The organism is Polaromonas sp. (genome assembly GCF_041689105.1).
Taxonomy (GTDB): Bacteria; Pseudomonadota; Gammaproteobacteria; order Burkholderiales; family Burkholderiaceae_C; genus Polaromonas.
The window spans coordinates 1-24,345 of sequence record NZ_JBDNGU010000172.1; the positions used below are offsets into that span (position 1 = coordinate 1).

Annotated in this window: 30 protein-coding genes; 12 read left to right on the forward strand and 18 right to left on the reverse strand. The window is 64.2% G+C overall.

Annotated features, from left to right (window positions below; genetic code table 11):
- Positions 1 to 2,397 (reverse strand): xanthine dehydrogenase family protein molybdopterin-binding subunit (locus ACESMT_RS17655; protein ID WP_372827908.1); only part of this gene is annotated, 2,397 nt, incomplete at its 3' end.
- A 172-nt stretch (positions 2,398 to 2,569) separates the two neighbouring features.
- Here ACESMT_RS17655 and ACESMT_RS17660 point away from each other — a divergent pair.
- Together ACESMT_RS17660 and ACESMT_RS17665 are read left to right on the forward strand one after the other, a co-directional pair.
- The gene (locus tag ACESMT_RS17660) at positions 2,570 to 2,827 is read left to right on the forward strand and encodes a hypothetical protein (RefSeq protein WP_372827909.1); all 258 of its coding nucleotides are present in this window, start codon (positions 2,570 to 2,572) and stop codon (positions 2,825 to 2,827) included.
- Positions 2,828 to 3,050: 223 nt separating this feature from the next.
- Positions 3,051 to 3,491 (forward strand): response regulator transcription factor, encoded by a 441-nt coding sequence (locus ACESMT_RS17665; RefSeq protein ID WP_372827910.1) that lies wholly within the window; start codon positions 3,051 to 3,053, stop codon positions 3,489 to 3,491.
- 24 nt (positions 3,492 to 3,515) lie between these two features.
- On the opposite strand, the gene ylqF is transcribed toward ACESMT_RS17665, so the two are convergent.
- Positions 3,516 to 4,469: a ribosome biogenesis GTPase YlqF gene (ylqF, locus tag ACESMT_RS17670; protein WP_372827911.1), complete on the reverse strand. Its 954-nt coding sequence runs from the start codon at positions 4,467 to 4,469 to the stop codon at positions 3,516 to 3,518.
- A gap of 223 nt (positions 4,470 to 4,692) precedes the next feature.
- On the opposite strand from ylqF, the gene ACESMT_RS17675 reads away from it, so the two are divergent.
- Complete coding sequence (locus ACESMT_RS17675) at positions 4,693 to 5,382, forward strand: type 1 glutamine amidotransferase domain-containing protein (RefSeq protein ID WP_372827912.1); 690 nt, start codon at positions 4,693 to 4,695, stop codon at positions 5,380 to 5,382.
- 19 nt (positions 5,383 to 5,401) lie between these two features.
- Here the strand turns inward: ACESMT_RS17675 and gshA are convergent, their stop codons facing one another.
- Complete coding sequence (gene gshA, locus ACESMT_RS17680; RefSeq protein WP_372827913.1) at positions 5,402 to 6,991, reverse strand: glutamate--cysteine ligase; 1,590 nt, start codon at positions 6,989 to 6,991, stop codon at positions 5,402 to 5,404.
- Between the two features lie 252 nt (positions 6,992 to 7,243).
- Positions 7,244 to 7,906, reverse strand: a complete 663-nt coding sequence (locus ACESMT_RS17685) for an alpha/beta hydrolase (RefSeq protein ID WP_372827914.1) — start codon at positions 7,904 to 7,906, stop codon at positions 7,244 to 7,246.
- 169 nt (positions 7,907 to 8,075) lie between these two features.
- Here ACESMT_RS17685 and ACESMT_RS17690 point away from each other — a divergent pair, with 169 nt between their 5' ends.
- Positions 8,076 to 8,270 (forward strand): oxidoreductase-like domain-containing protein, encoded by a 195-nt coding sequence (locus ACESMT_RS17690; protein WP_372827937.1) that lies wholly within the window; start codon positions 8,076 to 8,078, stop codon positions 8,268 to 8,270.
- A gap of 98 nt (positions 8,271 to 8,368) precedes the next feature.
- Complete coding sequence (locus ACESMT_RS17695; protein WP_372827915.1) at positions 8,369 to 9,100, forward strand: hypothetical protein; 732 nt, start codon at positions 8,369 to 8,371, stop codon at positions 9,098 to 9,100.
- A 23-nt stretch (positions 9,101 to 9,123) separates the two neighbouring features.
- Here the strand turns inward: ACESMT_RS17695 and ACESMT_RS17700 are convergent, their stop codons facing one another.
- Both ACESMT_RS17700 and ACESMT_RS17705 read right to left on the reverse strand, forming a co-directional pair.
- Positions 9,124 to 9,876: an SGNH/GDSL hydrolase family protein gene (locus tag ACESMT_RS17700; protein WP_372827916.1), complete on the reverse strand. Its 753-nt coding sequence runs from the start codon at positions 9,874 to 9,876 to the stop codon at positions 9,124 to 9,126.
- Between the two features lie 10 nt (positions 9,877 to 9,886).
- Positions 9,887 to 10,291: a TspO/MBR family protein gene (locus tag ACESMT_RS17705; protein ID WP_372827917.1), complete on the reverse strand. Its 405-nt coding sequence runs from the start codon at positions 10,289 to 10,291 to the stop codon at positions 9,887 to 9,889.
- Between the two features lie 250 nt (positions 10,292 to 10,541).
- Between ACESMT_RS17705 and ACESMT_RS17710 the strand changes: the two genes are divergently transcribed.
- Both ACESMT_RS17710 and ACESMT_RS17715 read left to right on the forward strand, forming a co-directional pair.
- A complete protein-coding gene (locus ACESMT_RS17710) occupies positions 10,542 to 11,006 on the forward strand; it encodes a DUF4864 domain-containing protein (protein ID WP_372827918.1) in 465 nt (154 codons plus the stop codon).
- Between the two features lie 181 nt (positions 11,007 to 11,187).
- Positions 11,188 to 11,538, forward strand: coding sequence for a hypothetical protein (locus tag ACESMT_RS17715; RefSeq protein WP_372827919.1), 351 nt, complete (start codon positions 11,188 to 11,190; stop codon positions 11,536 to 11,538).
- Positions 11,539 to 11,549: 11 nt separating this feature from the next.
- Here the strand turns inward: ACESMT_RS17715 and ACESMT_RS17720 are convergent, their stop codons facing one another.
- The 4 genes from ACESMT_RS17720 to ACESMT_RS17735 form a co-directional block, all read right to left on the reverse strand.
- Positions 11,550 to 12,233 carry a hypothetical protein gene (locus ACESMT_RS17720; RefSeq protein WP_372827920.1) on the reverse strand — a complete coding sequence of 228 codons (684 nt, stop codon included), beginning with the start codon at positions 12,231 to 12,233 and terminating at the stop codon, positions 11,550 to 11,552.
- Positions 12,234 to 12,479: 246 nt separating this feature from the next.
- A complete protein-coding gene (locus ACESMT_RS17725) occupies positions 12,480 to 13,217 on the reverse strand; it encodes a hypothetical protein (protein ID WP_372827921.1) in 738 nt (245 codons plus the stop codon).
- Positions 13,218 to 13,319: 102 nt separating this feature from the next.
- Positions 13,320 to 13,607: a hypothetical protein gene (locus ACESMT_RS17730; RefSeq protein WP_372827922.1), complete on the reverse strand. Its 288-nt coding sequence runs from the start codon at positions 13,605 to 13,607 to the stop codon at positions 13,320 to 13,322.
- A gap of 483 nt (positions 13,608 to 14,090) precedes the next feature.
- Complete coding sequence (locus ACESMT_RS17735; protein WP_372827923.1) at positions 14,091 to 15,017, reverse strand: SDR family NAD(P)-dependent oxidoreductase; 927 nt, start codon at positions 15,015 to 15,017, stop codon at positions 14,091 to 14,093.
- A gap of 132 nt (positions 15,018 to 15,149) precedes the next feature.
- Here ACESMT_RS17735 and ACESMT_RS17740 point away from each other — a divergent pair, with 132 nt between their 5' ends.
- Positions 15,150 to 16,028 carry an NUDIX hydrolase gene (locus tag ACESMT_RS17740; protein WP_372827924.1) on the forward strand — a complete coding sequence of 293 codons (879 nt, stop codon included), beginning with the start codon at positions 15,150 to 15,152 and terminating at the stop codon, positions 16,026 to 16,028.
- Between the two features lie 12 nt (positions 16,029 to 16,040).
- Here the strand turns inward: ACESMT_RS17740 and ACESMT_RS17745 are convergent, their stop codons facing one another.
- Entirely contained in the window at positions 16,041 to 17,045 is a 1,005-nt protein-coding gene (locus tag ACESMT_RS17745; RefSeq protein ID WP_372827925.1) for a tRNA dihydrouridine synthase, read from the reverse strand.
- Between the two features lie 223 nt (positions 17,046 to 17,268).
- On the opposite strand from ACESMT_RS17745, the gene ACESMT_RS17750 reads away from it, so the two are divergent.
- Complete coding sequence (locus tag ACESMT_RS17750) at positions 17,269 to 17,487, forward strand: hypothetical protein (RefSeq protein ID WP_372827926.1); 219 nt, start codon at positions 17,269 to 17,271, stop codon at positions 17,485 to 17,487.
- On the opposite strand, the gene ACESMT_RS17755 is transcribed toward ACESMT_RS17750, so the two are convergent.
- Both ACESMT_RS17755 and ACESMT_RS17760 read right to left on the reverse strand, forming a co-directional pair.
- Positions 17,481 to 17,990, reverse strand: a complete 510-nt coding sequence (locus tag ACESMT_RS17755; RefSeq protein ID WP_372827927.1) for a DUF1993 family protein — start codon at positions 17,988 to 17,990, stop codon at positions 17,481 to 17,483. The genes ACESMT_RS17750 and ACESMT_RS17755 overlap by 7 nt on opposite strands.
- 112 nt (positions 17,991 to 18,102) lie before the next feature.
- Complete coding sequence (locus tag ACESMT_RS17760) at positions 18,103 to 19,044, reverse strand: DUF808 domain-containing protein (RefSeq protein ID WP_372827928.1); 942 nt, start codon at positions 19,042 to 19,044, stop codon at positions 18,103 to 18,105.
- An 86-nt stretch (positions 19,045 to 19,130) separates the two neighbouring features.
- On the opposite strand from ACESMT_RS17760, the gene ACESMT_RS17765 reads away from it, so the two are divergent.
- Positions 19,131 to 19,550, forward strand: coding sequence for a DUF2177 family protein (locus tag ACESMT_RS17765; protein WP_372827929.1), 420 nt, complete (start codon positions 19,131 to 19,133; stop codon positions 19,548 to 19,550).
- Between the two features lie 69 nt (positions 19,551 to 19,619).
- On the forward strand, positions 19,620 to 20,753 hold the full coding sequence (locus ACESMT_RS17770) for a metallophosphoesterase (protein WP_372827930.1): 1,134 nt from the start codon (positions 19,620 to 19,622) through the stop codon (positions 20,751 to 20,753).
- A 3-nt stretch (positions 20,754 to 20,756) separates the two neighbouring features.
- Here ACESMT_RS17770 and ACESMT_RS17775 read toward each other — a convergent pair whose 3' ends face one another.
- Positions 20,757 to 21,110, reverse strand: coding sequence for a YqjD family protein (locus tag ACESMT_RS17775; protein WP_372827931.1), 354 nt, complete (start codon positions 21,108 to 21,110; stop codon positions 20,757 to 20,759).
- 165 nt (positions 21,111 to 21,275) lie between these two features.
- On the reverse strand, positions 21,276 to 21,842 hold the full coding sequence (locus ACESMT_RS17780; protein WP_372827932.1) for a methylated-DNA--[protein]-cysteine S-methyltransferase: 567 nt from the start codon (positions 21,840 to 21,842) through the stop codon (positions 21,276 to 21,278).
- 233 nt (positions 21,843 to 22,075) lie between these two features.
- Here ACESMT_RS17780 and ACESMT_RS17785 point away from each other — a divergent pair, with 233 nt between their 5' ends.
- The gene (locus ACESMT_RS17785) at positions 22,076 to 22,228 is read left to right on the forward strand and encodes a hypothetical protein (protein WP_372827933.1); all 153 of its coding nucleotides are present in this window, start codon (positions 22,076 to 22,078) and stop codon (positions 22,226 to 22,228) included.
- A 24-nt stretch (positions 22,229 to 22,252) separates the two neighbouring features.
- On the opposite strand, the gene ACESMT_RS17790 is transcribed toward ACESMT_RS17785, so the two are convergent.
- The 3 genes from ACESMT_RS17790 to eda all read right to left on the reverse strand — a co-directional run.
- Positions 22,253 to 22,771, reverse strand: coding sequence for an N-acetyltransferase family protein (locus tag ACESMT_RS17790; protein WP_372827934.1), 519 nt, complete (start codon positions 22,769 to 22,771; stop codon positions 22,253 to 22,255).
- A 71-nt stretch (positions 22,772 to 22,842) separates the two neighbouring features.
- On the reverse strand, positions 22,843 to 23,601 hold the full coding sequence (locus ACESMT_RS17795; protein ID WP_372827935.1) for an SDR family oxidoreductase: 759 nt from the start codon (positions 23,599 to 23,601) through the stop codon (positions 22,843 to 22,845).
- A gap of 168 nt (positions 23,602 to 23,769) precedes the next feature.
- On the reverse strand, positions 23,770 to 24,345 hold a 576-nt coding region (gene eda, locus ACESMT_RS17800), incomplete at its 5' end, for a bifunctional 4-hydroxy-2-oxoglutarate aldolase/2-dehydro-3-deoxy-phosphogluconate aldolase (protein WP_372827936.1).

Here is a 24,345-nt window from a genome sequence, read left to right on the forward strand (position 1 = left end):
CTTGACCGGCGTCAGCGGCATTTGCAGGCGCGGCGACTGCACCGCCAGGCCGTGGCGCGCCAGCGCGTCGGCCACGGCGTTAACCACCGAGGGACCGGCGCCAATCGTGCCGAGTTCGCCCACGCCCTTGACGCCCAGCGGATTGTTCAGGCAGGGGGTGGAGTCGTCCATCTCGGTGATGAAGGGCGGCGTGTCACCGGCGCGCGGCGCGGTGTAGTCCATCAGGCTGCCAGTGACGAGCTGGCCGGTTTCGCGGTCGTACACCAGGTGTTCATACAGCGCCTGGCCAATGCCCTGCACCGCACCGCCGTCAAGCTGGCCGCGCACAATCATCGGGTTGACCACCCGGCCCACGTCGTTGACCGAGGCGTAGGCCACCACCGCCACGTGACCGGTCTGCGGGTCGATCTCGACCTCGCTGATGTGGCAGCCGTTGGGCCAGGACGGTCCGGCCACAGCGGTAGTCGACTCCATGAAGATGCGCTGGTCGCTCTGCCGGGCCGCCAGCTCGAACAAGTCCAGGCTCAGGTCGGTGCCGGCGACGGTGAACTTGCCGTCCGCATAGGTGATGTCCTGCTCTGCGGCTTCGAACTCTTTGGCGGCGAGCTGCCTGGCCTTGTCAATCGTGCGTTCGGCGCCGATACGCACGGCCGAGCCGCCGGTGAACAGCGAGCGCGAGCCGGCGCTGCCGAAACCGTCACCGCGGTCGGTGTCGCCGAGCACGATGCGGACTTTTTCGGGAGGCACGCCAAAGGCATCAACCACCAGTTGGGTCAATGACGTCAGGATGCCCTGCCCCATGGCGTTGACCGCCGAGAAGACCTCGATCACGCCGTCGTCGGCGCCGAGTGGCGCCGGGCCGCTCCCAAGCGCGAGAGCCCCCTCGGGGGGCAGCGAGGACGCGCCAGCGCCACGCGTGGGGGCCTTAACAGACAGGGTCACGCGTTCTTCCAGCGCGTTGCCGCCGGTCCACTCCAAAAAGGTCGAGATGCCCAGCCCACGCAGCAGCCCGCGCTGCTTCGATGCAGCAGCCCGCGCCTCAAAACCACGCCAGTCGGCCAGCAGCAGCGCCTGGTCCATCACCGACTCGAACTTTCCGCTGTCATAGACCTGGCCCATGGGGTTTTTGTAAGGCATCTGCGCGGGCTGGATGAAGTTGCGGCGGCGCAGCGTGATGCGGTCGATGCCGGTCTGACGCGCAGCCTCGTCCATCAGCCGTTCCATCGTAAAAATCGCTTCGGGCCGGCCCGCACCACGGTAGGCGCTGGTCGGCGCGGTGTTGGTCATCACCGCGCGAAAATGAAAGTCAATGGTCTGGATGTCGTACACGCTGGTCTGCACCCAGGGGCCAATCAGCAGCTGGATCGCCGCGCCCGCGCCGGTTGGGTAAGCGCCCACATTGGCCAGCGAGGCCAGCCGCAGCGCCAGGATTTTCCCGTCGGCGGCCAGCGCCAACTCGGCATGGGTTTGCAGGTCGCGGCCATGCGTGGCTGACACAAATTCCTCGCTGCGGTCGGCCACCCATTTGACCGGGCGCTGCAGCGCGCGGGCGCAAAAGGCCACGGCCACGTCTTCGGGGTAGACGCCGGTTTTCATGCCGAAGCCGCCGCCCACGTCGCCGACGATGACACGCACGGCCTCTTTCGGGATGCCCAACGCGTCACACACCGAGTTGCGTACGCCCGATGGCATTTGTGTGCTCATGCGGATGGTCAGGCGCTGCGACGCCGTGTCAAAACCAGCCAGCACCGAGCGCGGCTCCAGGCTCAGCGCCGAAAGCCGCTGATTGACGATGTCGAGCTTGAGCACATGGGCGGCAGCGGCAAAAGCGGCGGCGGTGGCGGCGACATCCCCATAACGCGTCTCGGCCGCGATATTGTCTGGCGCCTCGGGGCACAGTGCCGGCGCGCCGGGTGCCATCGCGTCGTTGACATCGACCACCATGGGCAATTCGTCGTAGTCAACCATCACGGCCTCGGCCGCATCGCGCGCCTGGCGCAGCGTCGTGGCCACCACGGCGACCACCGCCTCGCCAACAAAACGCACACGTTCGTGGGCCAGCGCACGCCGGGGCGGCGTGGCGCAAGGCGATTTGTCGGCGCGGGTGAAACCGCCTATGCCCGGAATGGCCTTGACGCCAGCCGCCACCAGATCGGCGCCGGTGACGATGCTGAGCACGCCCGGCAGGGCCAGCGCCGCCGAGGTATCGACCGCCACAATGCGCGCGTGGGGATAGGGCGAGCGTACAAAGAAAAGATGGGTCTGCGCCTCCAGCGCCACGTCGTCGGTGAACTGGCCGGCACCGGCCAGCAATGCGTCGTCTTCGAGGCGGCGCACGGCCTGGCCGCTGCCGAAACGTGAAGGTTGACCGGTCGCAGCCTGGGTGGATGTCGTCAAGAAAATACCCCTTTTGGTGTTGCCCGCGCAGAAGACGCTGAAGAACGTGGCGCGGACTCTGAAACAGTGAGTGCCACTATAAATGCATCCCCGGATCGGTGCAGCCGCTTCCCGCCGCAACCCGAATGCCCCGCCATGCCGCGCGTCTTGCGCGATCACCGACAATCGGGCCATGCCTTTACCTCCTCCCCCCGTCCGCCGCCACAGCAACAAGGCCAACAACGAGCTGCTGTTCAAGGGCTGTTTGTGCGCCCTGATCGGACTGGCCGTGCTGGTCTCGCCCCGATTCATCCAGTCTCCCGGCATGCAGGGCATCGTCGCGGGAGCCTCGCTGGCAGGCTGGTTCGCGCTGGTACTTGGCTGCGCGTTTGTCGGCGTGTACCTGCGGCGCAAGTTCACCGGCACCAGCGGTCCTTCCCGCCCCTTCTGAGACCGCTGGCTGGTCCCGGGCAGGGTCTGCCGCGCTAGCAATTCAATAGCTGCCGGCCTCATGGGCGCGGATTGGGCAGCCCATCCGCCTGCAAGCGTGCCCCGGAACGGGGGCACTTTTTTCAAGGGCCAGACCTCCACAGGCGGTAGCTGGCGTGCTGTCCTACACAGGTGTCATGCAATGCCTTGCGGCACAGGAGCCGGCTAACCACGAGACTGGCTGAGTGAACCCGACGAACCATCTCGGCCATCCCCGGCACGGATCGGCCTCTCCCGAACAGATTCAAGACCTCATGGCATCGAAGGCCTACATTGTTGAAGACAACGACCTGATACGAGACAACCTGGTCGAGACATTGACGGAAATGGCCGGCGTGGAAACCATCGGGTACTCGGCGACCGAGAAGGATGCCTGTCGCTGGCTGGCCCAGCACCCCCAGGATTGGGACCTGCTGGTTTTGGACCTGTTTTTGTTGCAGGGCACCGGCCTCGGTGTGCTGAGAAATTGTGCACACCGCTCTGGAATTCAGAAGGTGATCGTGCTGTCGAACTACGCCACCGAAGAGATGCGCACGCGCTGCATGGCTTGTGGGGCAGACGCGGTTTTTGACAAGTCGACGGAGCTGGAGCTGTTTCTCGACTATTGCGCGGCGGCTCGGCACTAGGAGCCTGTCGGGCTTGGGGCGCATTTAGCCTGGCCGTTCGGGCCGCAGGATTTTTTTGAGCCTGACCAGCCGCTTGTGTTCTATATCGTCTTTCTTGACCTGCCTTTCAGCGTCAAGTTTTTGCCCCGCGGCCATCCAGCCGGCGAACTCTGCGGGCGTCTCCAGGGTCAGGCGTCCCAGCGAGGCGGCGCGAAACTCATAGATCACGATTTCCGCAGCCTTCTGAAGATTGATGCGGCCCTTGCCCAGCACCGCGCCGCGCCTGCGGCCTATGTCCTCGAGCACCTGCTCGTCGGTGATGCCAGGCGGCAGCTCGACCTTGTAGCGCGCCTGCAGCGCGGCCGGGTAGTTTTTGATCAGGTAGTCGAGCAACTCGAGCGCCACTTCCTCCTCATCGAAGGCATTGCGCCCAATGGCGCCGCTGGCGGCCAGGTTGTAGCCGCTTTTAGCCACGATGATGCGCGGCCAGAGCATGCCGGGCGTGTCCCACAGGTAAAAGCCGTCGGCCAGCACAATACGCTGCTCCAGCTTGGTGATGCCGGCTTCGTCGCCGGTCTTGGTGGCGCGTTTGCCGGTCAGGGTGTTGATCAGCGTCGATTTGCCAACGTTGGGAATGCCGCATATCAGCACACGCATGGGTTTGACCATGCTGCCGCGTGTGGGCGCCAGCGCGTGGCAGGCGTCGATCAGCCGGCGCGCCGGCGTGGTGGCACTGGCATCAAGCTCGATGGCGCGGGTCGCCGGCAGGCTGTTGTAGTGGTCCAGCCACAGCGGCGTACGCGCCGGGTCGGCGAGGTCCTGCTTGTTGAGCACCTTGAGCGCGGGTTTGCCGCTGGTCAGCTCGGCCAGCATGGGGTTGGCGCTGGAGCCGGGTAGGCGCGCGTCCAGCAGCTCGATCACCACATCAATTTCCTTGATGCGCTCGCTGATGGCTTTTTTGGTCAGGTGCATGTGACCGGGAAACCACTGGATGGCCATTTGGGAATTTTCTTTCTTTGTATTGCAGGGACCGGTTTTCAGCAGGCCAAGTCGAATTGTGAACCACCCTCGCGTGGACCTGACAGGTAAACCGCCCCTCCGCCTACACGGGCTCGGGCGTTTGCGCGTCAAAATGATGGTCTGGCCGCACCTGTGCATGCACCCGTGCAGCTTGCCACCTCATTTTCACCCTCCAGCAAAAGCTGGCTTTTCAAGGAACGACATGAAGATACTGATGGTTCTGACTTCCCACGACCAACTCGGCAACACCGGCAAAAAAACCGGTTTCTGGCTCGAAGAATTTGCCGCGCCTTACTATGTTTTCAAGGACGCAGGCGCAGAGATCACACTGGCCTCGCCGCTGGGCGGCCAGCCGCCGCTGGACCCCAAAAGCGATGCGGCTGACGCACAGACCGACGCCACCCGGCGCTTTAAGGGCGATGTGGCCGCCGGACAGGCACTGGCCAACACCGTCAAACTCGCCAGCCTGTCGGCCAACGACTTTGACGCCGTGTTTTACCCGGGCGGCCACGGCCCGCTGTGGGACCTGGCCGAAGACAAAGACTCGATCCGCCTGATTGAAACCATGTTCACCGCCGGCAAACCCGTGGCTGCCGTCTGCCACGCGCCCGGTGTGCTGCGCCACACCAAAACAGCCAGCGGCGCGCCGCTGGTTCAGGGTAAAAAAGTCGCCGGGTTCACCAACACCGAAGAAGCCGCCGCGCAGCTCACCGACGTTGTGCCTTTCCTGGTGGAAGACATGCTGCGCCAGAACGGCGGCAGCTACAGCAAGGGTGCCGACTGGCAGTCCCATGTGGTGAACGATGGCAACCTGATCACCGGGCAAAACCCGGCCTCATCGGAAGCCGCAGCCCGTGAGCTGCTGAATCAGCTGGCCCAGCAGCCAGCCTGAGCCCGAGGAAGCCAGCTGGCTAAAGGGCAACTGCGGCCTCGCGGCTGGGCACATCCAAGCGCTCGAGAGAGACATATTGCTGGCGGTAGATCTCGAAGGGCATGGTGTCGGCCGCTTCAATGTTTTTCTGCGCAGCAACCGACTGATGGGTGAGCGCCTCGAAGGCCGCCTGCTGGGTTGCGGAAAACGGCAGGCTCAGCAGCGCCTGTCTGGTTGACGCAGACTGCGAGCGCGCAAAGGCCACGAAGGAATGGTCGTGGTCTTTTGCCATGGCAGCCAGCACACGGGCCGACGGCAGGGTGGCCGGATCCAGCAGCGCCGCCTCGGCGGCCGCCAGGGTGTCGCTGTACTGCGTACCGCCATGCGCGGCATCCAGGGCGGCGGCAATCGGTGCACATTGCGCCACCACCTCGGCACCCCAACCTGTCAGCGGCACTTCGCCCCCGCCGCGCTTGAGCTTCAGGCCGGGCTGACGACCGCGTGCGGCCGTGTGGTGCTGGTTGTGCTTGAGTTCGGTAATCTCCTGCGGCGTATCGGGGGGGCTGTCCGAGAGCAGGCAGTGCAGCAGGAACACATCGAGAAACCGCATGGTCTGGGCGTTGATACCGACCGGCTCGAACGGGTCCAGGTCCATCAGGCGCACCTCGATGTATTCGACACCGCGCTCGCGCAGCGCATGCAGCGGGCGCTCGCCCGGAAAAATCACGCGCTTGGGCCGGATGGTGCCGTAAAACTCGTTTTCAATCTGCAGCAGCGTGGTGGCCAACTGGTTGTAGTCGCCGCCGGGGTTCTGGATGCCCACCGCTTCATAGGCCGGATAAGGCCGGGTCAGCGCGTCTTGCAGCGATGCGCCATAACCCTCCAGGCTGTTGTAGCTGACAGCCAGCGAGGCCTGTGCATCGCTCTGGTAACCCAGACGCCCCATGCGCAGCGAGGTGCCATGCGGCATGTACATGGTGCCGCTGGACAGTTGCTGGAGCTCGTGCTGGCGCCCGGCGACAAAGGTCGAACACACGGCGGGCGAGGCACCGAACAGATAGAGCAGCAAAAACGCGTGGCGTCGGAAATTGCGGATCAGGCCGAAATACTCTTCGCTGGACACACCGGGCAGCGACCAGTTGTAGTGGATGCCGGAGATGGTCTGCATGCGCCGGCCATAACGGTGACCCAGGCCCATGCGGTAGACGCTTTTGGCGCGCCCGACATTGGACGAGCCATATCGGCCGAGTGGAATGGTTTCGTCCGTAGGCAGACCGCAGGGCATGCTGGAGACCCAGAGCATCTCGTCACCCAGTTCCTTCATCGCGCGGTAGGTGAACTGGTGAATCTGCGTGAGTTCGTTGAGGGCCGCGTCGGCGCCGTCGCCCAGGCCGGGGTGCGCGGCCGTGACCAACTCGACCTGCGACTCGCTGAAATCGGTGGTGATGCTGGTGTGGGTCAACGCCGAGCCCAGAGCCGCCGGATGCGGGGTCAGTGCCAGGGCGCCACTGGGCTGCGCACGCAGGCTTTCTTTTTCTATGCCGCGGCGCATGCCTTTCAGCCTCGCAGGGCTGAGCGCCTGGAGGCGGTCAACCAATAGCGCGCCGGGGCGCGCATGCAAGCTGTTCATAAAGTCGTCCCTCTGTATCTTTCGTGGCGTGCAAGGTATCACAGGCCGGGCTTGTTTGCAGGCGGCCACCACTGCAGCGCCGGGCGGGGGCCGGGTAGCCCTTGTTCGGGGATCAGTCTCACCACCCGAACGCTATTGTTTTTATAGCTGCTTGCCCCCGCCCCATAAGGGCTGGAGCACTATTTGACTCCGAGAACCGTTTTACAACGGGGGGATACGTCGCCGACAGGGCGCAAAAAGGCGGGAATGTCCCTACGCCAGCACGCGCAGCAGCCAGGTGTTGATGTCGGCGATCTCTTCCAAACACACCGAATGCTCCATAGCGTACTCGTGCCACTCGACCGGGTAGGCCAGCGCCGCGAGCGCATCGCGGGTCGCCGTTGCGGCGGCCAGCGGCACCACGCCGTCGCGCCGGCCGTGGCCCAGAAAAATCGGCAAACCCGCGCTGGCCGCGCTGCGCTCCGCCGCCAGCTTGTCAGCCAGCGGCAGGTAGCCGGACAGGCCGATGATGCCGGCCAGCCGCTCGGGGTAACGCAGGCCGGCCATCAACGCCATCGCGCAGCCTTGGGAAAACCCGGCGATGACAACGCGGCTGGCCGGGATGCCGCGCGCGATTTCGCCCTCGATCAGCGTGTTGATGCTGGCTTGGGTGCGACGCAGGCCAGGCTCGTCCTGGCGCTCGGTCAGGTCTGCGCCCAGGATGTCATACCAGGCCGGCATCTGATAACCCCCGTTGATGGTCACGGGAATCACTGGGGCATTGGGAAACAAAAAGCGCACTGGCCCCACCGCAGCGAGCTGCAGTTCCTGCGCCATCGGCACAAAATCCTGGCCGTCCGCACCCAGGCCGTGCATCAGCAGGACGGTGGCGGTTGGATTGGCGGCGGTTTCGATTTCAATGACGGCGAGGGACATGGCAGCGGGGAAAAAGTGGTGACTCCCGGATTGTGCCTGCCCCACGATGCCGTTTTGCACAAGCGGGGTTTGCTACCCTCCCTGCCAGTTTGACGGCTGGCGGCACCCCGCCCCACTGCCTCCATGCCCTGCGCGCCGATCTTTTGCCCCGCAAAGGCCCTTGACCACGATGCGGCGCGCCATGATGGCGGCGCTGCGCCTGAACGCCAGTGCCCGCGGCGTGCTGCTGCGCGAGCCGCCGCCCGAGCCCACCAGTTGCTGCGGCCGGGGCCGCAACGGCTGTGTGTGGGAAAGTTACGACGTTGCTGCGGCAGACTGGCGGCAGGAAGCCCTGCAGCGAATGGCCGCGCCGCCACCGGCTTGACTTGGCATGCCACTTGGACGACCATCAATCACACCAGCCGCCGCGCAGCGAGAGCCTTCCGCTCGCGCCAGCCGGTTTGCCGCAAGGAACGCACAGCCATGAGACAAGCGATCAGCAAACTGTTGGGTCTGAAAACCAGACCGGCCCCGACAGAGCCGCCCCACTCACAGTCAAAAGTGGTGAAAAGAGAGCGGGCGGAAGACCCCGACAATCCGCATTCCATCGAGGACAACTCCGACAACGCCACACGCCGACAGCTCATTCAGATGATGCTGCGCGACGGTCTGCGAAAACACGGCATCCCCCCCGGCTGGGTGGAATGCCGCATGCTGGTGGTCAACAGCCGCAGCCGCGGCCCGGGCGTGTATGTGCGCCTGGTCATGCGGCACTGGGACATGTTGCTGCTGACCTATGCGAACGCTTTCCAGCAGCAATTCATGGCCGCCATCACCGAGTTTGAACCGCAAGCCTCGGTCTGGTTGCACGGCATCTCCTGGGAGCTGGATGTGGGTGAAACCTGCCCCTACATGGACATGCCGGATCCTTCCATCTGGCTCGAACTCTCCCAGCCCGCGCGGAGCAGCATGCCGGTGGTTGCGGCCATGCTGCAGGCCTCAACCACTGAGTCTGCACCTGCGCCAGTCCCCGCGGCTGCAGCCCCGTCTGCGCAAGCCCCAAGCGCCGCACTGGCCGGCAGCGACGAAGACGCCGAAGTGCTGCAGGACCTGGAGCGCATGTTTGCAATACGGGACGCCAACATCAAGCAGCAGGCTTTCGCCGACACCACGCCTTTGGACTTCCAGAACACCGAGCCAGCCAAAGGCTTATGAACCAGGTCGGCCGCCGCAGGGCCTCAACGCTTCAACGAAGCAAGGCGCCTGGCCAGATCGGCCTGCTTGTCGAGCTCGGCATACCAGAGCCGGTAGCCCGCATCGTTGGGATGCAACCCGTCCTTCGCATTGAGCTCGTCGGGACGCTGGGCAAACGGGTCGTTTTCCTTTTCCTTGAACAGGTTGACATACAACGCGCCGTTGTCTGCGGCTACCTCGCGCACCATGCGGTGCAGCGCCCGGGAGCGCTGCGTCATCAGCCACGACCACGGCGGAAAGAAAAAAGGGGCGCTGCCCACATTTCCCGAGGGCATCAACACCACCAGCGCGGCCTGGGTGCGGGCCAGCGCCGCCACACGGGCGATGTTTTCCTCCAACGGCGCATAAGGTGTCAGGCGGATCACGTCGTTGCCGCCACCCAGCACAACAATGGCATCAAAATGCTGACCTGCGGCCCCTTCGATCTGCCGCGCGATGTCCGCATACCGGGCGCCGTCAGCAGCGCGGTTGACAATTTTCAGATGCGGATGGTCGCGGGCAATCCGTCCGGCCACACTTTCAAGCGGTGAAGACGCGCCGGTGCCGACCGCTGTGCTGTCTCCCACCACCAGCAAGCTGGCGCTGGCGTCAGTGGGCGACGCCTGGAAAGGCTCGCTTTGCCGGGCCAGCTCGACCGTCTGCTTGATGCGCCAGGCGGCACACCCCGAGGTGACAAGAACCACCAGCACAACGACGACAGAGACAGTGCCCAACACCGAAGAACGGGGGATTTTCATGGTGCGGCTTCTAGCGGTTGAGCCAGGTGATGCTGAGCTGCAGCACGGTGGCAAACCCCACCCACGCCAGGTAAGGAACATTGACCAGCGCCACCCAGCGCGCACGGCGCCAGATCACGGTCATCGCCCACAGCAGCGTGCCCAGCACCAGCAGGATGTCGACGCTGGCCAGAGCGTTGTTTTTCAGGCCAAACTGCAAGGGTGTATACAGCAGGTTAAACACCAGGTTCAGGACGAAGGGCAGCAGCACCCGAAGCGGCAGGCGGCGTTTCAGGTACTGCAGCAACACAAAGCCGAAACTGATGGCGATGACAACGTAGAGCAGCGTCCACACCGGACCGAACACCGACGCGGGTGGGGCGAAAAAAGGTTTGGCGAGTTGCGCGTACCACGCGGCGCTGCTGGTGCTGTCCATGCGTATGTTCTTTGGAGTCCGGGTTTCAGGTCAATGCAATGGTCCCTATTCTCGACGCACGCAGGCGGGTGCAGGGCCGCTCATCGCCTGATAGCAGGGTAGGACGCGGCCGCAAACTCGGCAACCTGCATCCAGGACCGCCGGGCCTGCGTATCACCGGCAGACGCGCACGCCCATGCGGAAATAGACAGGCAGATTTTTTTTCGAAGGCGGGCGTGGACAATTGCTGCAACGACCCAAGGAGACTTTCATGACCAGCCAGACCAGTGCTCTTACCCGCTTCGCCGGCTGGCGCACCCTGGCCGTGTATCTGCTGGCGGTGTGGTTGGCCGCGCTGGGAGCACCCGCCCGTGCCACCGCACTGAGCCCGGCCGATGAGCAAAATGTGCGTGCCGCCGTGCAGGGCCAGCTCGCGGCCTTTGCCGCAGATGACGCGAACCGGGCTTTTTCTTACGCGGCGCCCAATGTGCGCGATGCGGTGGGAACGGCAGAAAACTTCATGGCCATGGTGCGCAACGCTTACCCGGTTGTGTATCGACCGGCATCGGTCGCCTTTCTCAAGCCGGAAAGCAAGGACGGCCAGGTGATCCAGCGGGTTCAGATGCAAGACGCTGCGGGCGACGCCTGGCTGGCTGTGTACAGCCTGCAGCGGGGCGCCAAGGCCTGGCTCATCACCGGTTGCGTGGTGCTCGCCAACAAGGGACGCATGGCTTGACGAGGGCCTGCTTTTGCTCTGATTTTGATAGCTGCCAGCGCCTGTCGATCAAGGGCTAATGGCCTGACTTGGCACAAACTCCAGCGCACGGAAAGCGTATTTCCTGACAGCACAACCCCCTGAGCGCCTGCGCAGAAGCCGCGCCTTGCGGTCCATCGTGGGGTTTTGTGAAAGGCCCTCCATGAAAACAGCCCTGCCCCTGAAATACGCCCTTGGCGTTGTGCTTGCCAGCCTGTTCAGTGGCCATGCGCTGGCCTGCTACACCGTCTACAACCGCGCCAACCAGGTGATCTACCATGCGGCTGCCGCACCGGTGGACATGCGTTTCCAGTTGCACAAGACGCTGCCTGCGGTGTTTCCCGATGGTCATCTGGTGTTTTCGATCACCGACACTGCATGCCCGCCGGTGCACAGCCCGCGCGGCGGCAACGTCAACCGGGCGGTGAATTCATTGATGGAGCGCAATGCCTATGCCACCGACCTCTCAATGGCACGCAGCGGGGCGGTGACCAGCGCCTCCGTCCGGCCCTGAACGCCCGACGCTCAGGGTCGAGTCAGCAGGCTCAGCCCGATGGATTCCCCGCCAAACAGCGCCTGGACCGGCCGAGTTTCGGGCAGCACATACACCACGCTGTAGTTTTTTCCGAGCATGGGACTGACCACCGACGCGTAAAAAGCCACCGGAACCACGACGCAGCCCAGCGAAATACGGTTGTCGCTGGGGTTGCTTGAAGCCAGGCGCTCGCGCCGCTGCTCCTCGCTGCTGCCCGGGCGCAACCGGTGAATCGCCAGGCCTTCGCTGTAATTGATCCAGATAACTTCTTCGCCTTGCAGGTTGCGGCCTGCCTGGGACAGGAAGCGGCCGGCCGGCGTGGTGCGCTCTGCGGGCAGGATGCTGGTGACCGGCCGCTGTCCAATGCCGGGGACCGACCAGTCCCCGCTGGCTAGCCCCAGCAGAGCGGCCGAGGCGCCGCGCAACCTGCCGCTGGCCTCAAAAACAAATATCCGGGCCTCTTTTTTATCAACGATGACAAAGGGCAGGCCCTTGTTGTCAGCCAACGCCATCACCTGGGCGGCGGTGTAACGGGCCTCGGCAGAAGCCGCCTCGCCAGCAAAATCGGCTGACAGGGGCAGCGGCAGTTCCTGCGTGGCAGCAGCCGGGGTGGACAGCAAAAACAGCGCGCCCAGGGTTGCCGCAGCGCACAAGCTTTTGCTTCGAAGGCTCATCTGGTTTTACCTGGTTGGATAGGTTGGGACCCGAACCAGGCGCAAGCCCGGCGTGTAGGACACATCCTACCGACCAGGTACAGGAATTGGCAAGCGTGGGGATATTTAAAAGGGCGGCTAACTATCTTTTCGATAGCGACCAGTCCATGCTTGCAAAGGCCTTGCAGCCATTTTCATTCAACGCTAGGGATTGCACGGATAGGCGCGGTCTGTAGGTTTTATCCGACAGACCGGCAAGCAGGCGACTCAGCTCTTGATAGCGACTCTGTAGGCCTCGAACACGGCCTGCAACGGCCGGGTTTCTGGCAGGACATACACAACACCGCGGCTGGCGCCGAGGGCGGGCTTGACCACCGTTTCGTAAAAGGAAACGGGCAGGTTGATGCAGCCAAAAGAAATACGGTTGTCATCCGGCGTGGCAGATGCAAGCCGCTCCAGGCGCCGCTCTTTTGGTTCTCTGGCACGCACCCTGTGCATGGACACGGCGACGTTGTAATCGACCCAGACAATGTCCTCACCAAGCGAGTTGATGCCCGGCTGTGTCACAAACCGGCCAGCCGGCGTGGTGCGTTCATGGGGAAGGATGGCGGACATTTCACGCTCGCCAATGCCATGAACCGAGTCGTCACCGATGGCTGAGCCCATGAGCGCTGGGGTGGCGCCGTCCAGGGTGCCGTCCGGTCTGAAAACAAACACCCGGGCTTGCCGTTTGTCGACAATGACAAACGGCATGCCCCGGTGATCGCCTGTGTGCATCACCCAGTTGGCCATCTGGCTGGCGTCGGGCGATGCGTCTTCACCCCTGAAATCAGCGACGAGAAGTACAGGCTCCAGTGACGGCGCAGTGAGCGCCACAGCGGGCACAGCCAACGGCCTGCTGGGCCGGGATGTGACCTGACCAGGCAATATCAGGGCAAGCATCGCACAACCCATGCCCAGGCCCTTGAGCATCGCGTCCCATTGCGAAGTGTCATTGCTCGCCATGAGTTTTCAGAAATTGATCATTCATGATTCAAAAATACAAAGCCAGGGATTCGGGGAAGACAAATCAAAAAAGTCTGACTTCTCCGAAGCCCTTGGAGCAACTTAATTGCGGTCAGCGCGTGGCTGCAGCGTCGTGTCCATGGTGCTGGGCGGAGTGTTGTCCATGGTCGTGCCCGTGCTGATCGAAGGCTGGGCCCGCAGAGGCTGAGCCTGCATCGTGGTGCCGGCGCTGGCGTCAGGGGTCGTTGGCACCTTCATGGATGCGGTACCTTTTGCGTTCAGGTCGCCAGGAGCGCCCGGTGTGGTGCCAGATTGGGCATAGGCAAAACCAGCACCGGCAACCAGCGCGGCAGCAGTGATGGCGGCGGTCAGAGATTGATTGACTTTCATGGGTAGCTCCAGGTAAACCCCGTGAGAGGTAGTTGATTAAAAAAATGCCGATCAGGCGATCGACTGAATTCAATCTAGACTCAAAATTTTTGTCGCAGGTCAGTTTCATGCGCGTGCCCATGTAGGACGAGTTCGGTCGGGCCTCCAACGTTTTCAACTCGCGACTTTCGAGGTCAGTCTTTGCACCGTTTCAACACCATGTTGTGGTTTCGGAAAGCGCCCGCAAGCTACCCTCAGCGCCAGTGCGAAGGGGCGATGAGAGCGGGATGGAGCAACCGGGCGAAATGCGCTGCGCCAGACGCGGACTACAAGGCGCGGTGGCGCCGGACTGCAAGCGCGACCCCTTTCCCGACGCAGACTGCCAATGTGCCAGCCGGGTGTCGCGTTACAAAGGCAGGTATCTGACCTCCGCCCCCGGGCGAAACGTCGGAACATTGCCCAGCGAACCCGGCTGCATTTTTTTTGCCGGTATTTTCGTCCGGTTCAGGCTGGCGTTGGCGCCTTGGATGCTTGTGTCAGCGCCAGGCTCACCTCGTTGCTGCCTTGCGCAGAACCGCTTTGCGGCACCATCTCGCCGTCACGTGCGCGCACTTCATCAAGTCTGGCGGCCAGTGCTTCTGGCACCCCTTCACCAACGCCCAGATACACGCCCTGCGTGAGCGTGATGTTGGCCGCCTCGAACGTGCCGGCACCGGCGCAGAGAATGGTCCGCGTTGGTGCGTCCTGCGCGGCCAGCACCAGCATGGCAGGCACCACGGCTTCAGGCTGCAGCGCTTGCAGCACCTCTTCGGACATCAAGCCCTCGGTCATGCGGGTGGCAGCCGTGGGCGCCAGGCAATTGACGCGGATGTCGTTCTTCGCGCCCTCGATCGACAGGGTCTGCATCAGCCCCACCAGCGCCATCTTGGCCGCGCCGTAGTTGGACTGGCCGAAGTTTCCGTACAGGCCGGACGACGAGGTGGTCATCACGATGCGGCCGTATTTCTGCGCACTCATGAGCTCCCACACCGCCTTGCTGCAATGCACGGCGCCCATCAGGTGCACGTCCATCACCAGTGCAAAGTCCGCCAGCTCCATCTTCGCAAAACTCTTGTCGCGCAGGATGCCGGCGTTGTTGACCAGGATGTCCACGCGGCCCCAGGCGTCCACCGCCTGCCGCACCATGGCCTGCACCGCCGCAAAGTCGGTGACCGACGCGCCGTTGGCCAGGGCCTCGCCGCCAGCATCGCGTATTTCGTTGACAACCGCCTCGGCGGCGCTGACCGAGCCGCCCGAACCGTCGCGCGCGCCGCCCAGGTCGTTGACCAGCACCTTCGCGCCGCGCGCGGCCAGCGCCAGTGCGTGCTGTTTGCCCAGACCGCCGCCAGCGCCCGTGACGATGGCCACGCGGCCCGTGAAATCCATACCCATGCTTTGTCCCCTGTCATGTTGGTGATCGGTGGCCCGCTTCGACTCTGCTAGTCTCAGCCTCGCCAGGCCATGAGCCTGTACTGTAATGGACAGTGCCCTCCCGCCCGGACCCCTTGCCCCCTTGAAGACACCATGGAACTGAACCTCGAAACCATCTCTACGCCACTGCGACCGGCCGCTACGGTGGTGTTGCTGCGCGACGCGCCAGCAGGTCTTGAAGTCTTCCTGATGAAACGCCATGGCTTGTCCGATGTGTTGGGCGGCGCTTATGTGTTCCCGGGCGGCAAGGTCGATCCAGCGGACGCCGAACTCGACATGGCTGCGCATCTGGACCAGCCGCTCCCGGCTTTACATGCCGGGCTCAATGAGACCGACATCAGTGACAGCACCGCGGCGGCGCTGCACGTGGCAGCGTTGCGCGAAGCGTTCGAGGAGTCGGGCGTGCTGTTTGCGCAGGGTCCCACAGCCACCGCGCCGGCGGCGCAGGCCGCCGCGCTGCTGCGGCAGGGCCTGACCTTCAACCAGATGCTTGCTCAGCTTGCGCTGCGGCTGCAGACCCGCAGCATCCTGCCCTGGTCGCGCTGGATCACGCCGGTCCGTCCCTCGGTCATGAACAAGCGTTTTGACACGCGCTTTTTTGTGGCCGCAGTACCTGACGGCCAGATCGCGCGCCACGATGACTTCGAGACCACCGAAAGCATCTGGCTCAGCCCGCGCGCGGCGCTGCAGCAGTATTGGGCCGGCCAGATCGAGCTGGCGCCGCCGCAGATCATGAGCCTGGCACACCTGGCGCGGCACACCCACGTGGACAGCGCGCTGGCAGCAGCTCGGGGGCGCCGCCCGCCGCTGATCCAGCCCGAGTCCTTTGATGACGAAGACGGCCGCGTCATCTGTTACCCCGGCGATGCGCGCCATTCGGTACGCGAATTGGCGCTGCCCGGCCCGACACGGCTGCACTACCGGAACAAGCGGTTTGAGCCAGCCGCCGGTTTCGAGGCCCTGTTCTCCTGAACGCAGCGCCGCTCAGGCCACCTGCAGCAGTGGGCGCGGCGGAGCCAGACGGGGTTGCGCAAGCCGCTCCTGCAGCACGCCGGCCAGCCAGCGGTCGATCAGGGCGGGATCGTTGATGGTCTTGAGCGACTGGTAGGCGGCCTCGGCCTCGGGAAAACGCCGGCGCAGAAAATTGAGCCACTGCTTGAGCCGGCCTGGCCGCGAGCGCGCATCCAGCCGCGTACACACCAATTGCCAGAAATCGGCCAGCAGCGGCACCAGTTCCGGCCAGCCGAAGGGCTGCACATCGGCGTCACCCATAGCCGCCTTGATCGCCCGCCCCAACCCGGGATCAGCCACCGCGCCACGGCCAATCATCAGCATGTCGCAACCCGAGGCCTCGCGGCATCGGCGCGCGTCGTCCACCGTCCAGATCTCGCCGTTGGCCACCACCGGTATGGACACCGCCGCGCGGATGTCGGCAATACGTTCCCAGTACGCTGGCGGCCGGTAGGCCTGCGCCTTGGTGCGCGCATGCACCACCAGCTCCCCCGCGCCGCCGCTGGCTATGGCCTGGGCGCAGTCAATGGCCAGCGCATCATCGTGGTAGCCCAGACGCATCTTGGCCGACACGGGCATGTGGGCCGGCACGGCACGCCGCACGGCAGCCACGATGGCGGCAAGGGTGTCAGGTTCCTTGAGAAGCGCAGCGCCACCGCCGTGCCGGTTGACGATGTTGGCGGGGCAGCCGAAGTTCAGGTCGATGCCGGCAGGCCCCAGCGTGGCGAGGCGCGCGGCGTTGTCGGCCATGCAGGCCGGATCCGACCCCAGCAATTGCGCACGCACCGGCACGCCGGCCAGCGTGCGCCCGCCATTGAGCAACTCGGGCACGATGCCCGTGAAAACCCGTTCGGGCAGCAACTGGTCGGTGATGCGGATGAACTCGGAGACGCAGCGGTCCACGCCGCCGGCCCGCGTGAGGATGTCGCGCAATACAAAGTCCAGAAGCCCTTCCATGGGCGCCAGCAAGATGGTCATGGGGTGATGCTACCGCGCCGGCGCAGGCCTTGGCCCGGCCAGCGCAGGATCAACAACGAAAAATACCTGCAGCCCTCATGGAACGGGCGCAGCAAGCTCTTTTTTTGATAGCGGCTGCAGGCCAGACACTTCTGCCCTTTCCGTCCTACACGGAAGGCAGGACCGTCTTACACGGGTGCCGGGGCAACAGCCCTAGATTGGTAGCTTCACCCAAGGAGACCCCATGCCACGGCCCCATGCCCCACGCAACGCTGGCGACAGCAGACCCGGCCAACAAGGCATTCCCGCGCCGGAAACCAACCAGCCAGCGCCGCAGAACAAGGGCTGGCCATTTGCCGAGGGGTCGCAAAACCATCTCGATGAAACCTCTGCGCCCTGGCCGCGGCCGTCGTCACGGAGCGCTCCTGCCAAAACGCCGACCAAGGACACGCCAGGTCAGTAACTGCCGATGTAATCTTTCTTGCCCACTTCCACACCGCTGTGACGCAAGATGGCGTACGCGGTGGTGGTGTGGAAGAAAAAATTCGGCAGGCCGTAGTTCAACAGGTAAGACTGCCCGCTGAAGATTTTTTCCTTCGGAGTGCCGGCCTGCGTCACGATGCGGCGCTCTTCGCTACCATCGATCTGCGCCGCACTCAGGCTCTCGACGAAGGCCAGGGTTTTGGCAATACGCGCCTGCAGATCAGAAAAACTTTCTTCCTTGTCGTCATAAGCCGGAACCTCCACGCCGGCAATTCGCGCCGACACGCTTTTGGCGAAGTCGCAGGCGATCTGCACCTGGCGCAGCAGCGCAAACATGTCGGGGTACACGCGTGCCTGCAGCAGCGCGTTCGGCTCGATTTTCCTGGCCGTGGCATGGGCTTCAGCCTTGGCCAGCACGTTGCCCAGCGCGCCCAGCATTTGTTTGAAGACAGGAACAGAGGCCTGGTACATCGAAAGGGTCATGAAATCATCCTGGGAGTGAGGTAAAAAGGGCCGCAGCGCAAGGCGCATCAAGCGACGGGTCGCCGGTAGCTTCTGTGAGGTGGCGAAGTTTTCGACTTGCCAGCACAACGCATTATGGCGCGCGTCGGCTTGCCGTCGGGCCGGCTCTGGCGCGCTTGGGAAGCAGCTTTTTGACCAGCGATACCGTGGCCAACACCAGCGCGCCAGCCACGATGCCCACCAGCGCATCGGCGAGCAGCGGCGTGACGACGCCCAGCACAGGGCCGGTGCGCGCGGCCAGCGCCTCGATGGCGTGATCCAGGGCCGGGACGCCATGGGTCAGGATGCCGCCGCCGACCAGGAACATCGCGGCCGTGCCAGCGACCGACAGCCCTTTCATGAGCCAGGGTGCGGTGGCAAGAATGCCCAGGCCCAGGCTGCGCAGAAAGCCGTCTTTTTTACTCAGGTAGAGGCCGCCGTCGTCGAGTTTGACGATGCCGGCCACCAGGCCATAAACACCAACGGTCATCAGGACGGCAATGCCGCTGAGCACAGTAAGCTGGGTGGCAAAGGCGCTGTCCTGCACCGTACCCAGCGTGATCGCGATGATCTCCGCCGACAGGATGAAGTCGGTACGCACCGCGCCCTTGATCTTGTCTTTCTCGAGCGCGACCAGATCCACTGCGGGATCTGCCAGCGCCTGCAGCCGCTCCTTCTGATGCCCGGCATCCTCGGCCTTGCTGTGCAACAGCCTGTGCGCCAGTTTTTCAAACCCCTCGTAGCAGAGAAAGGCGCCGCCAATCATCAGGAGCGGCGTGACGGCCCAAGGCGCAAACGCGCTGATCGCCAGCGCCGCCGGCACCAGGATGGCCTTGTTCACGAACGAGCCTTTGGCCACCGCCCAGACCACCGGCAACTCGCGGTCGGCCTTGACGCCAGCCACCTGCTGCGCGTTGAGCGCGAGGTCGTCGCCTAGCACCCCCGCGCTTTTCTTGGCCGCAACCTTGGTCAGCAGCGCCACGTCGTCGAGGACGGTGGCAATATCGTCAAGCAGGGCGAAAAGGCTGCTGGCCATGGAAATTTCCGAAATGATGATCAAGCCATTGTCGCAGTTGCGATGAGGTTTTTGCAGCCACTGGCACGCCGGTACACAATGGGCCAATGATTAAAAATGCACTGATCGCCTATGCTGGCGCCCTGGTCTTTTTTCTGGCGGCCGACATGCTCTGGCTGGGCGTGCTGATGACCGGGCAGTACCAGGACTGGATAGGCCCGCTGATGCGCGCGCAGCCCCTGCTGCTGCCGGCGGCGGCGTTTTACCTGCTTTACCCGGCCGGCCTGGTGGTGTTTGCGGTGCGACCCGCATTCGACAAGCAAGGCTGGACCCGCGCCGCCGCCCTGGGCGCGCTGTTTGGCCTGGTCGCCTACGGCACTTACGACCTCAGCAACCTGGCCACACTGAAGGGCTGGCCGGTGGCACTGGCGCTGGTGGACATGGCCTGGGGAACCGCACTGTCTTGCGGAAGCGCGCTGGCCGGTTATGGTGCTGCACGCGCCTGGGGAAGGCACCGGTCAGACTAAGCCTCTTGCATTCACGCGGTTCGCAGCCACATCCGGGAGGCGCCGTTTCGCGCTGCCCCTGGCCTTTTCATGCCCTTGCTGCTGTTTTCCCTCTTTCTTCACGCCTACCTGGGCGTGCGCCTGCTCCCAGCCCTGGCCGCCTGGCCGTGGGCCCAGGCGCTGCTGGGCCTGATCCTGCTGGCGTCCATGGTATTGACCCCGCTGGGCCTGATGGCTCGGCGCATCAAGGCGCCGGTGCTGGCCGACCGCGTGGCCTGGACCGGCCTGCTTTTCATGGGCCTGTTCTCGTCGTTGTTCGTGCTGACCCTGCTGCGCGACGCAGCCCTGCTGACGGGCTGGCTGCTGCTGGCCACCGCGCCCGCCGCCTTTGCACTGCCTGCCCTCACCGCCGTGAGCGCCTGGTCGGCTGTCGCGGTGGCCGGACTCGGGCTGCTGATGTCGTTTTTTGGTTTTTTCAATGCCAGACGCACCGCCGCGGTGGTGCGGGTCGATGTGCCGATTACCGGACTGCCAGCCGCCCTTCACGGGTTTTCCATCGCGCAGATCAGCGACATCCATATCGGCCCGACCATCAAGCGCGGCTACCTGCAGGCCATCGTGAATGTGGTCAACAAGCTGGGGGTGGACATGGTGGCAGTGACCGGCGACCTGGTGGACGGCACGGTGGCCGACCTGGCGCCGCATGTCGCGCCGCTGGCGGGCCTGTCATCGACCCACGGCACCTACTTTGTCACCGGAAACCACGAGTACTACTCGGGCGTACACGCCTGGATCGTCGAACTTGAGCGCTTGGGCCTTCGCGTGTTGATGAACGAACACGTGGTGCTTGCGCATGGCCTGGTGCTGGCCGGCGTGGCGGACTGGAGTGCGGGGTATTTCGACAGCAGTCACCGCAGCGATCCGCATGCAGCGCTGGCCGGCGCGCCCGCAGACTCGCCCGTCAAGCTTCTGCTGGCCCACCAGCCGCGCAGTGCGGTGGAAGCTCAAAAAGCCGGCTTCGACCTGCAGCTGTCCGGCCACACCCATGGCGGCCAGTTCTGGCCGTGGAATTTTTTCGTGCGTTTCCAGCAGCCTTTCACCGCCGGCCTGAACCGGCTGGCTTCACTGTGGGTCTATACCAGCCGGGGGACCGGTTACTGGGGGCCGCCGAAGCGTTTTGGCGCGCCTTCGGAGATCACCCGCCTGCGGCTGGTCAGCGTCTAGCGACTAATAGCGGCTGGCAGTCAGGCGGCCAATAAGCATCCCCAGCACCAGCGCAGCGCCCACGGCCTGCAGCGGGTGGTCCTTGATGTAAGCTTTCGAATAGTCTACCGCCTGCAGCGGAACGTCCGTAAAGCGGTGCGCTTGCTCGCTGACCTTGCCGGCCACGCTGTTGGCGCCGCTGGCGAGTTTGTCGACGGTGTTGTGAGCCATCGTGGCGGCGCGATCCACGGTGCCGTGCGCAGGCTGGGTGACCTTGTCGATGGTCTCATGCAGCGAACTACCGGCCTGGCTGACACCGCGCTGGATCGTGTTTTCGGCCGCACTGATGGCGTTTGCGTTGGCGCTGGATTTATCCATGGTGGGTTCCTTCAAAAAGTGGGTGGATCGCGGAAACCCACGCTGCCGCGATGGCAGGGATGGGTGCATCTGTGACTTTGTAGCAATCTGCTCGGCCGTGCTGTGCGCGGCGGGATGGCGCGCCTGTAGGACAAGGCAGCCAGTCGCGCTGACATGTCCCTCTCCTCAGTCGAACAGACCAGGCGTGCCGCGCATGGCGCCTTCCATGATCAGCAGGCGCAACTTGGTGCGTATCCCGCCACTGGCAGAAAAACCACCCGGCTTGTCGCCGGCAGCCAGCACGCGGTGGCAGGGCACCACGGGCGCAAACGGGTTGCGCCCCAGCGCCTGGCCAACGGCGCGCGCGGCACCAGGCTCGCCGAGCCGGGCCGCCACCTCGCCATAGGTCAGGGTCTGACCCGCCGGGATGGCGCGCGCAATTTCGTAGACCCGCTGATGAAAAGCCGGTACGCCGCGCATATCGAACACCAGGGCGTCGAGCGCGTGCGCCTCGCCACACAGCATGGCGGCGATGCCGGCTATGGCCGTCTGCACAACGGGGGAAGGGGTCGCCTCCGCTGCCCCGGGAAACCGCTGGCACATGCGCTGGCGTGTCTGGCCAGCGTCTGGCTCGGGCAACTGCACGCCGCAGATGCCCGCGTTGCTCCAGGCGATGCCGCAGTGACCCATGGCAGTATCGAACAGGGCAATAAATACGGTGGGAGAAGTCGGGGCAGGAGGGGCGGTATTCATCATCAAGACCATCCTGATACAGCGTCTGCAGCGGCCGCAACGGCCGCCACGGCCAGGAATTCAACCTGGATTTGCTACGCAATGGATAGCGCGTAGCGTTTGCCCAGCAAGGGCTGGGTGCCAAATACAGCACCAGAACAGCTGTCAGCCGGCACTGACAGGATCTGGCAGGATTTTCCTAGGGGTGTTTTGGCAAGGCCCGCGCAAGATAAAGCTCCAACCGGAGCACGACCATGACCTTTATTTCCAGCCACAGTGGGCGACCCCGTGAAACCAATCCCGAAGAGGCCGCCGCAGCGGAAGACACAGAAGACCTGCCGCTTTCGCCGGAAGAAGACATGTCGGTGATTCCCGATGAGGAACGTGTGCTCGACGTGCCGTCCTGAACCGCTTGCCTTGCGGGATCGGGCTCAGCCCACCTCGCGCTTGAGGCGCATTTCCTCAAGCTTGACGTTGCCGATCAGCACGGTTTTGAGCGAGGTCATTTCGCGCTTGAAGCCGGCGCGCTCATGAAAGCGCAATGCCCGTTCGTTGCGCACCGGCACCCAGACGGTGACTTTGGTACAACCTTCTTCCTTCAGACCGTCGTTGGCGGCGTCCCACAACGCAACGCCGACGCCTTTGTCCCAATGCGCCGGGTCCACATAAATGGCCCAGATTTCGCCGCAGTTCGAAGGGGTGCCCTTGTCGCGCGAACGGTCGAAGCCGACAAAACCCACGAGCTTGTTTCCATCGGTGGCCACGTGCACCTGGGGCTCCATGAACTCGATGGCGTCGCGCCAGAACTGCTGGCGCTTGTCCACCGACAGGGTCCCAAGTTGGTCATCGGGCAGCAGACCCTGGTAGGCCGCGCGCGAAGAGGCGGCATGGATTTCGGCAATGGCTTGGGCATCGCGCACGGTGGCGGGGCGAACTTGATAGCTGGACATGAAAAGACTCTGGAAAATCGTTGCGGAGGACCTCGATTGTCGCAGCAAACACGGCACCCACCCTGAAGCAATCAGGCCGCCGTCAGGCCGCCGTCGACGGTGTGCGCGTGTCCCGTGACAAAGGAGGCCGCGTCGGAACACAGCCACAGCACCACGGCGGCGACTTCGTCCACCTCACCAAGGCGCCCGAGCGGGTGCATCTGCGCCGCGGCCAGGCCGATCTGCGGGTCTGCGGCGACGGCGCGTTCGTACATCGCGGTGCGGATCACGCCGGGGCAGACCGCGTTGATACGAATGCCCTTGCGCGCGTATTCGATGGCCGCCGATTTCGTCAGCCCCAGCACCGCGTGTTTGCTGGCGCTGTAGGCCGCCATTTTGGGCGCGCCCACCAGCGCCGCCACCGAGGCGGTGTTGACGATGGCGCCGCCGCCTTGTCGCAACATCTGCGCAAGCTGATACTTCAGGCACAACCAGACGCCCTTGACGTTGACGCCCATGATGCGGTCAAAGGTGTCTTCGCTGCAGTCGGCCAGCCGCATGTGTTCCTCCTCAATGCCGGCATTGTTGAAGGCACAGTCCAACCGCCCGTAAGCCGCCACCGTGCGCGCCACCATGGTCTCTACCTGGCTGGCCTGTGTCACGTCGGTCGGCACGAACAAGGCCTGTCCGCCCATTGCCTGCAGCAACGCGACGGTTTGCGGGCCGGCGTCCGCGTCGCGGTCGGCCACCACCACACTGGCACCGGCCCGTGCAAAGGCCAGCGCCGCTGCCCGGCCGATACCACCTGCGCCGCCAGTGACCAGCGCGACCTTGTTGTTGAACGTTTGCACAGCGGACCTCTCGATGCGAAATGAAAAATCATACGCCGCACAAGCTGCGCCCCGCAGGGCCTGCTGTCACCTGTGTTCAGCCGCATGCATGGAATCGACATGCTATACATTTAATAGCAGATTGCGCTTGACCAGCAAGGGCTGAAGCCCTTTTTAGTTCAAGGAAAATCAGCGCGGCAGCTGCGCTGCCTGCCGCGCCAGATCAGTGACGCGCATCCAGTCACCGCGCGCCAGCGCGTCGGCTGGGACCAGCCAGGAGCCGCCCACACAGGCCACATTGGGCAGGGCCAGAAATTCGGCTGCGTTGGCGGCAGTGATGCCGCCGGTCGGGCAAAACAATACATCACCGAAAGGCCCGTTCCAGGCCTTGAGCATGGCCAGCCCACCGGCCTGCAGCGCTGGAAAAAACTTGAGCTCGGTGAAACCGTCCTCCTGCGCCGCCATGATCTCGCTGCCGGTAGCCACACCGGGCAGCAGCGGCAGGTGTGCATCACGGCAGGCCGTGCCAACCGCATGGGTGTAGCCCGGGCTGACGATAAAACGCGCGCCAGCCATGGCGCAGGCCTGCACGTCGGCCGCACTGCGGGCTGTGCCGGCACCTATCACCGCCTCGGGCACATCGCGGGCAATCGCCTCGATGCAGGCCAGTGCCTGCGGTGTGCGTAAAGTGACTTCAAGCATGCGGATGCCGCCCGCCACCAGCGCACGTGCCAGCGGTACGGCATGCGCCACATCGGTCAGCAC

Coding starts and splice junctions, on each gene's coding strand:
- ACESMT_RS17725 (WP_372827921.1), bottom strand. CDS start 13,217: ATGGCGAGCAATGACACTTCGCAATGGGACGCGATGCTCAAGGGCCTG.
- ACESMT_RS17685 (WP_372827914.1), bottom strand. CDS start 7,906: ATGTCCCTCGCCGTCATTGAAATCGAAACCGCCGCCAATCCAACCGCC.
- ACESMT_RS17690 (WP_372827937.1), top strand. CDS start 8,076: ATGCGGCGCGCCATGATGGCGGCGCTGCGCCTGAACGCCAGTGCCCGC.
- ACESMT_RS17785 (WP_372827933.1), top strand. CDS start 22,076: ATGACCTTTATTTCCAGCCACAGTGGGCGACCCCGTGAAACCAATCCC.
- ACESMT_RS17675 (WP_372827912.1), top strand. CDS start 4,693: ATGAAGATACTGATGGTTCTGACTTCCCACGACCAACTCGGCAACACC.
- ACESMT_RS17755 (WP_372827927.1), bottom strand. CDS start 17,990: ATGACCCTTTCGATGTACCAGGCCTCTGTTCCTGTCTTCAAACAAATG.
- ylqF (WP_372827911.1), bottom strand. CDS start 4,469: ATGGCCATCCAGTGGTTTCCCGGTCACATGCACCTGACCAAAAAAGCC.
- ACESMT_RS17765 (WP_372827929.1), top strand. CDS start 19,131: ATGATTAAAAATGCACTGATCGCCTATGCTGGCGCCCTGGTCTTTTTT.
- gshA (WP_372827913.1), bottom strand. CDS start 6,991: ATGAACAGCTTGCATGCGCGCCCCGGCGCGCTATTGGTTGACCGCCTC.
- ACESMT_RS17770 (WP_372827930.1), top strand. CDS start 19,620: ATGCCCTTGCTGCTGTTTTCCCTCTTTCTTCACGCCTACCTGGGCGTG.
- ACESMT_RS17720 (WP_372827920.1), bottom strand. CDS start 12,233: ATGAGCCTTCGAAGCAAAAGCTTGTGCGCTGCGGCAACCCTGGGCGCG.
- ACESMT_RS17735 (WP_372827923.1), bottom strand. CDS start 15,017: ATGGGTATGGATTTCACGGGCCGCGTGGCCATCGTCACGGGCGCTGGC.
- ACESMT_RS17760 (WP_372827928.1), bottom strand. CDS start 19,044: ATGGCCAGCAGCCTTTTCGCCCTGCTTGACGATATTGCCACCGTCCTC.
- ACESMT_RS17745 (WP_372827925.1), bottom strand. CDS start 17,045: ATGACCATCTTGCTGGCGCCCATGGAAGGGCTTCTGGACTTTGTATTG.
- ACESMT_RS17705 (WP_372827917.1), bottom strand. CDS start 10,291: ATGGACAGCACCAGCAGCGCCGCGTGGTACGCGCAACTCGCCAAACCT.
- ACESMT_RS17700 (WP_372827916.1), bottom strand. CDS start 9,876: ATGAAAATCCCCCGTTCTTCGGTGTTGGGCACTGTCTCTGTCGTCGTT.
- ACESMT_RS17790 (WP_372827934.1), bottom strand. CDS start 22,771: ATGTCCAGCTATCAAGTTCGCCCCGCCACCGTGCGCGATGCCCAAGCC.
- ACESMT_RS17780 (WP_372827932.1), bottom strand. CDS start 21,842: ATGAATACCGCCCCTCCTGCCCCGACTTCTCCCACCGTATTTATTGCC.
- ACESMT_RS17775 (WP_372827931.1), bottom strand. CDS start 21,110: ATGGATAAATCCAGCGCCAACGCAAACGCCATCAGTGCGGCCGAAAAC.
- ACESMT_RS17730 (WP_372827922.1), bottom strand. CDS start 13,607: ATGAAAGTCAATCAATCTCTGACCGCCGCCATCACTGCTGCCGCGCTG.
- ACESMT_RS17740 (WP_372827924.1), top strand. CDS start 15,150: ATGGAACTGAACCTCGAAACCATCTCTACGCCACTGCGACCGGCCGCT.
- ACESMT_RS17750 (WP_372827926.1), top strand. CDS start 17,269: ATGCCACGGCCCCATGCCCCACGCAACGCTGGCGACAGCAGACCCGGC.
- ACESMT_RS17710 (WP_372827918.1), top strand. CDS start 10,542: ATGACCAGCCAGACCAGTGCTCTTACCCGCTTCGCCGGCTGGCGCACC.
- ACESMT_RS17695 (WP_372827915.1), top strand. CDS start 8,369: ATGAGACAAGCGATCAGCAAACTGTTGGGTCTGAAAACCAGACCGGCC.
- ACESMT_RS17715 (WP_372827919.1), top strand. CDS start 11,188: ATGAAAACAGCCCTGCCCCTGAAATACGCCCTTGGCGTTGTGCTTGCC.
- ACESMT_RS17660 (WP_372827909.1), top strand. CDS start 2,570: ATGCCTTTACCTCCTCCCCCCGTCCGCCGCCACAGCAACAAGGCCAAC.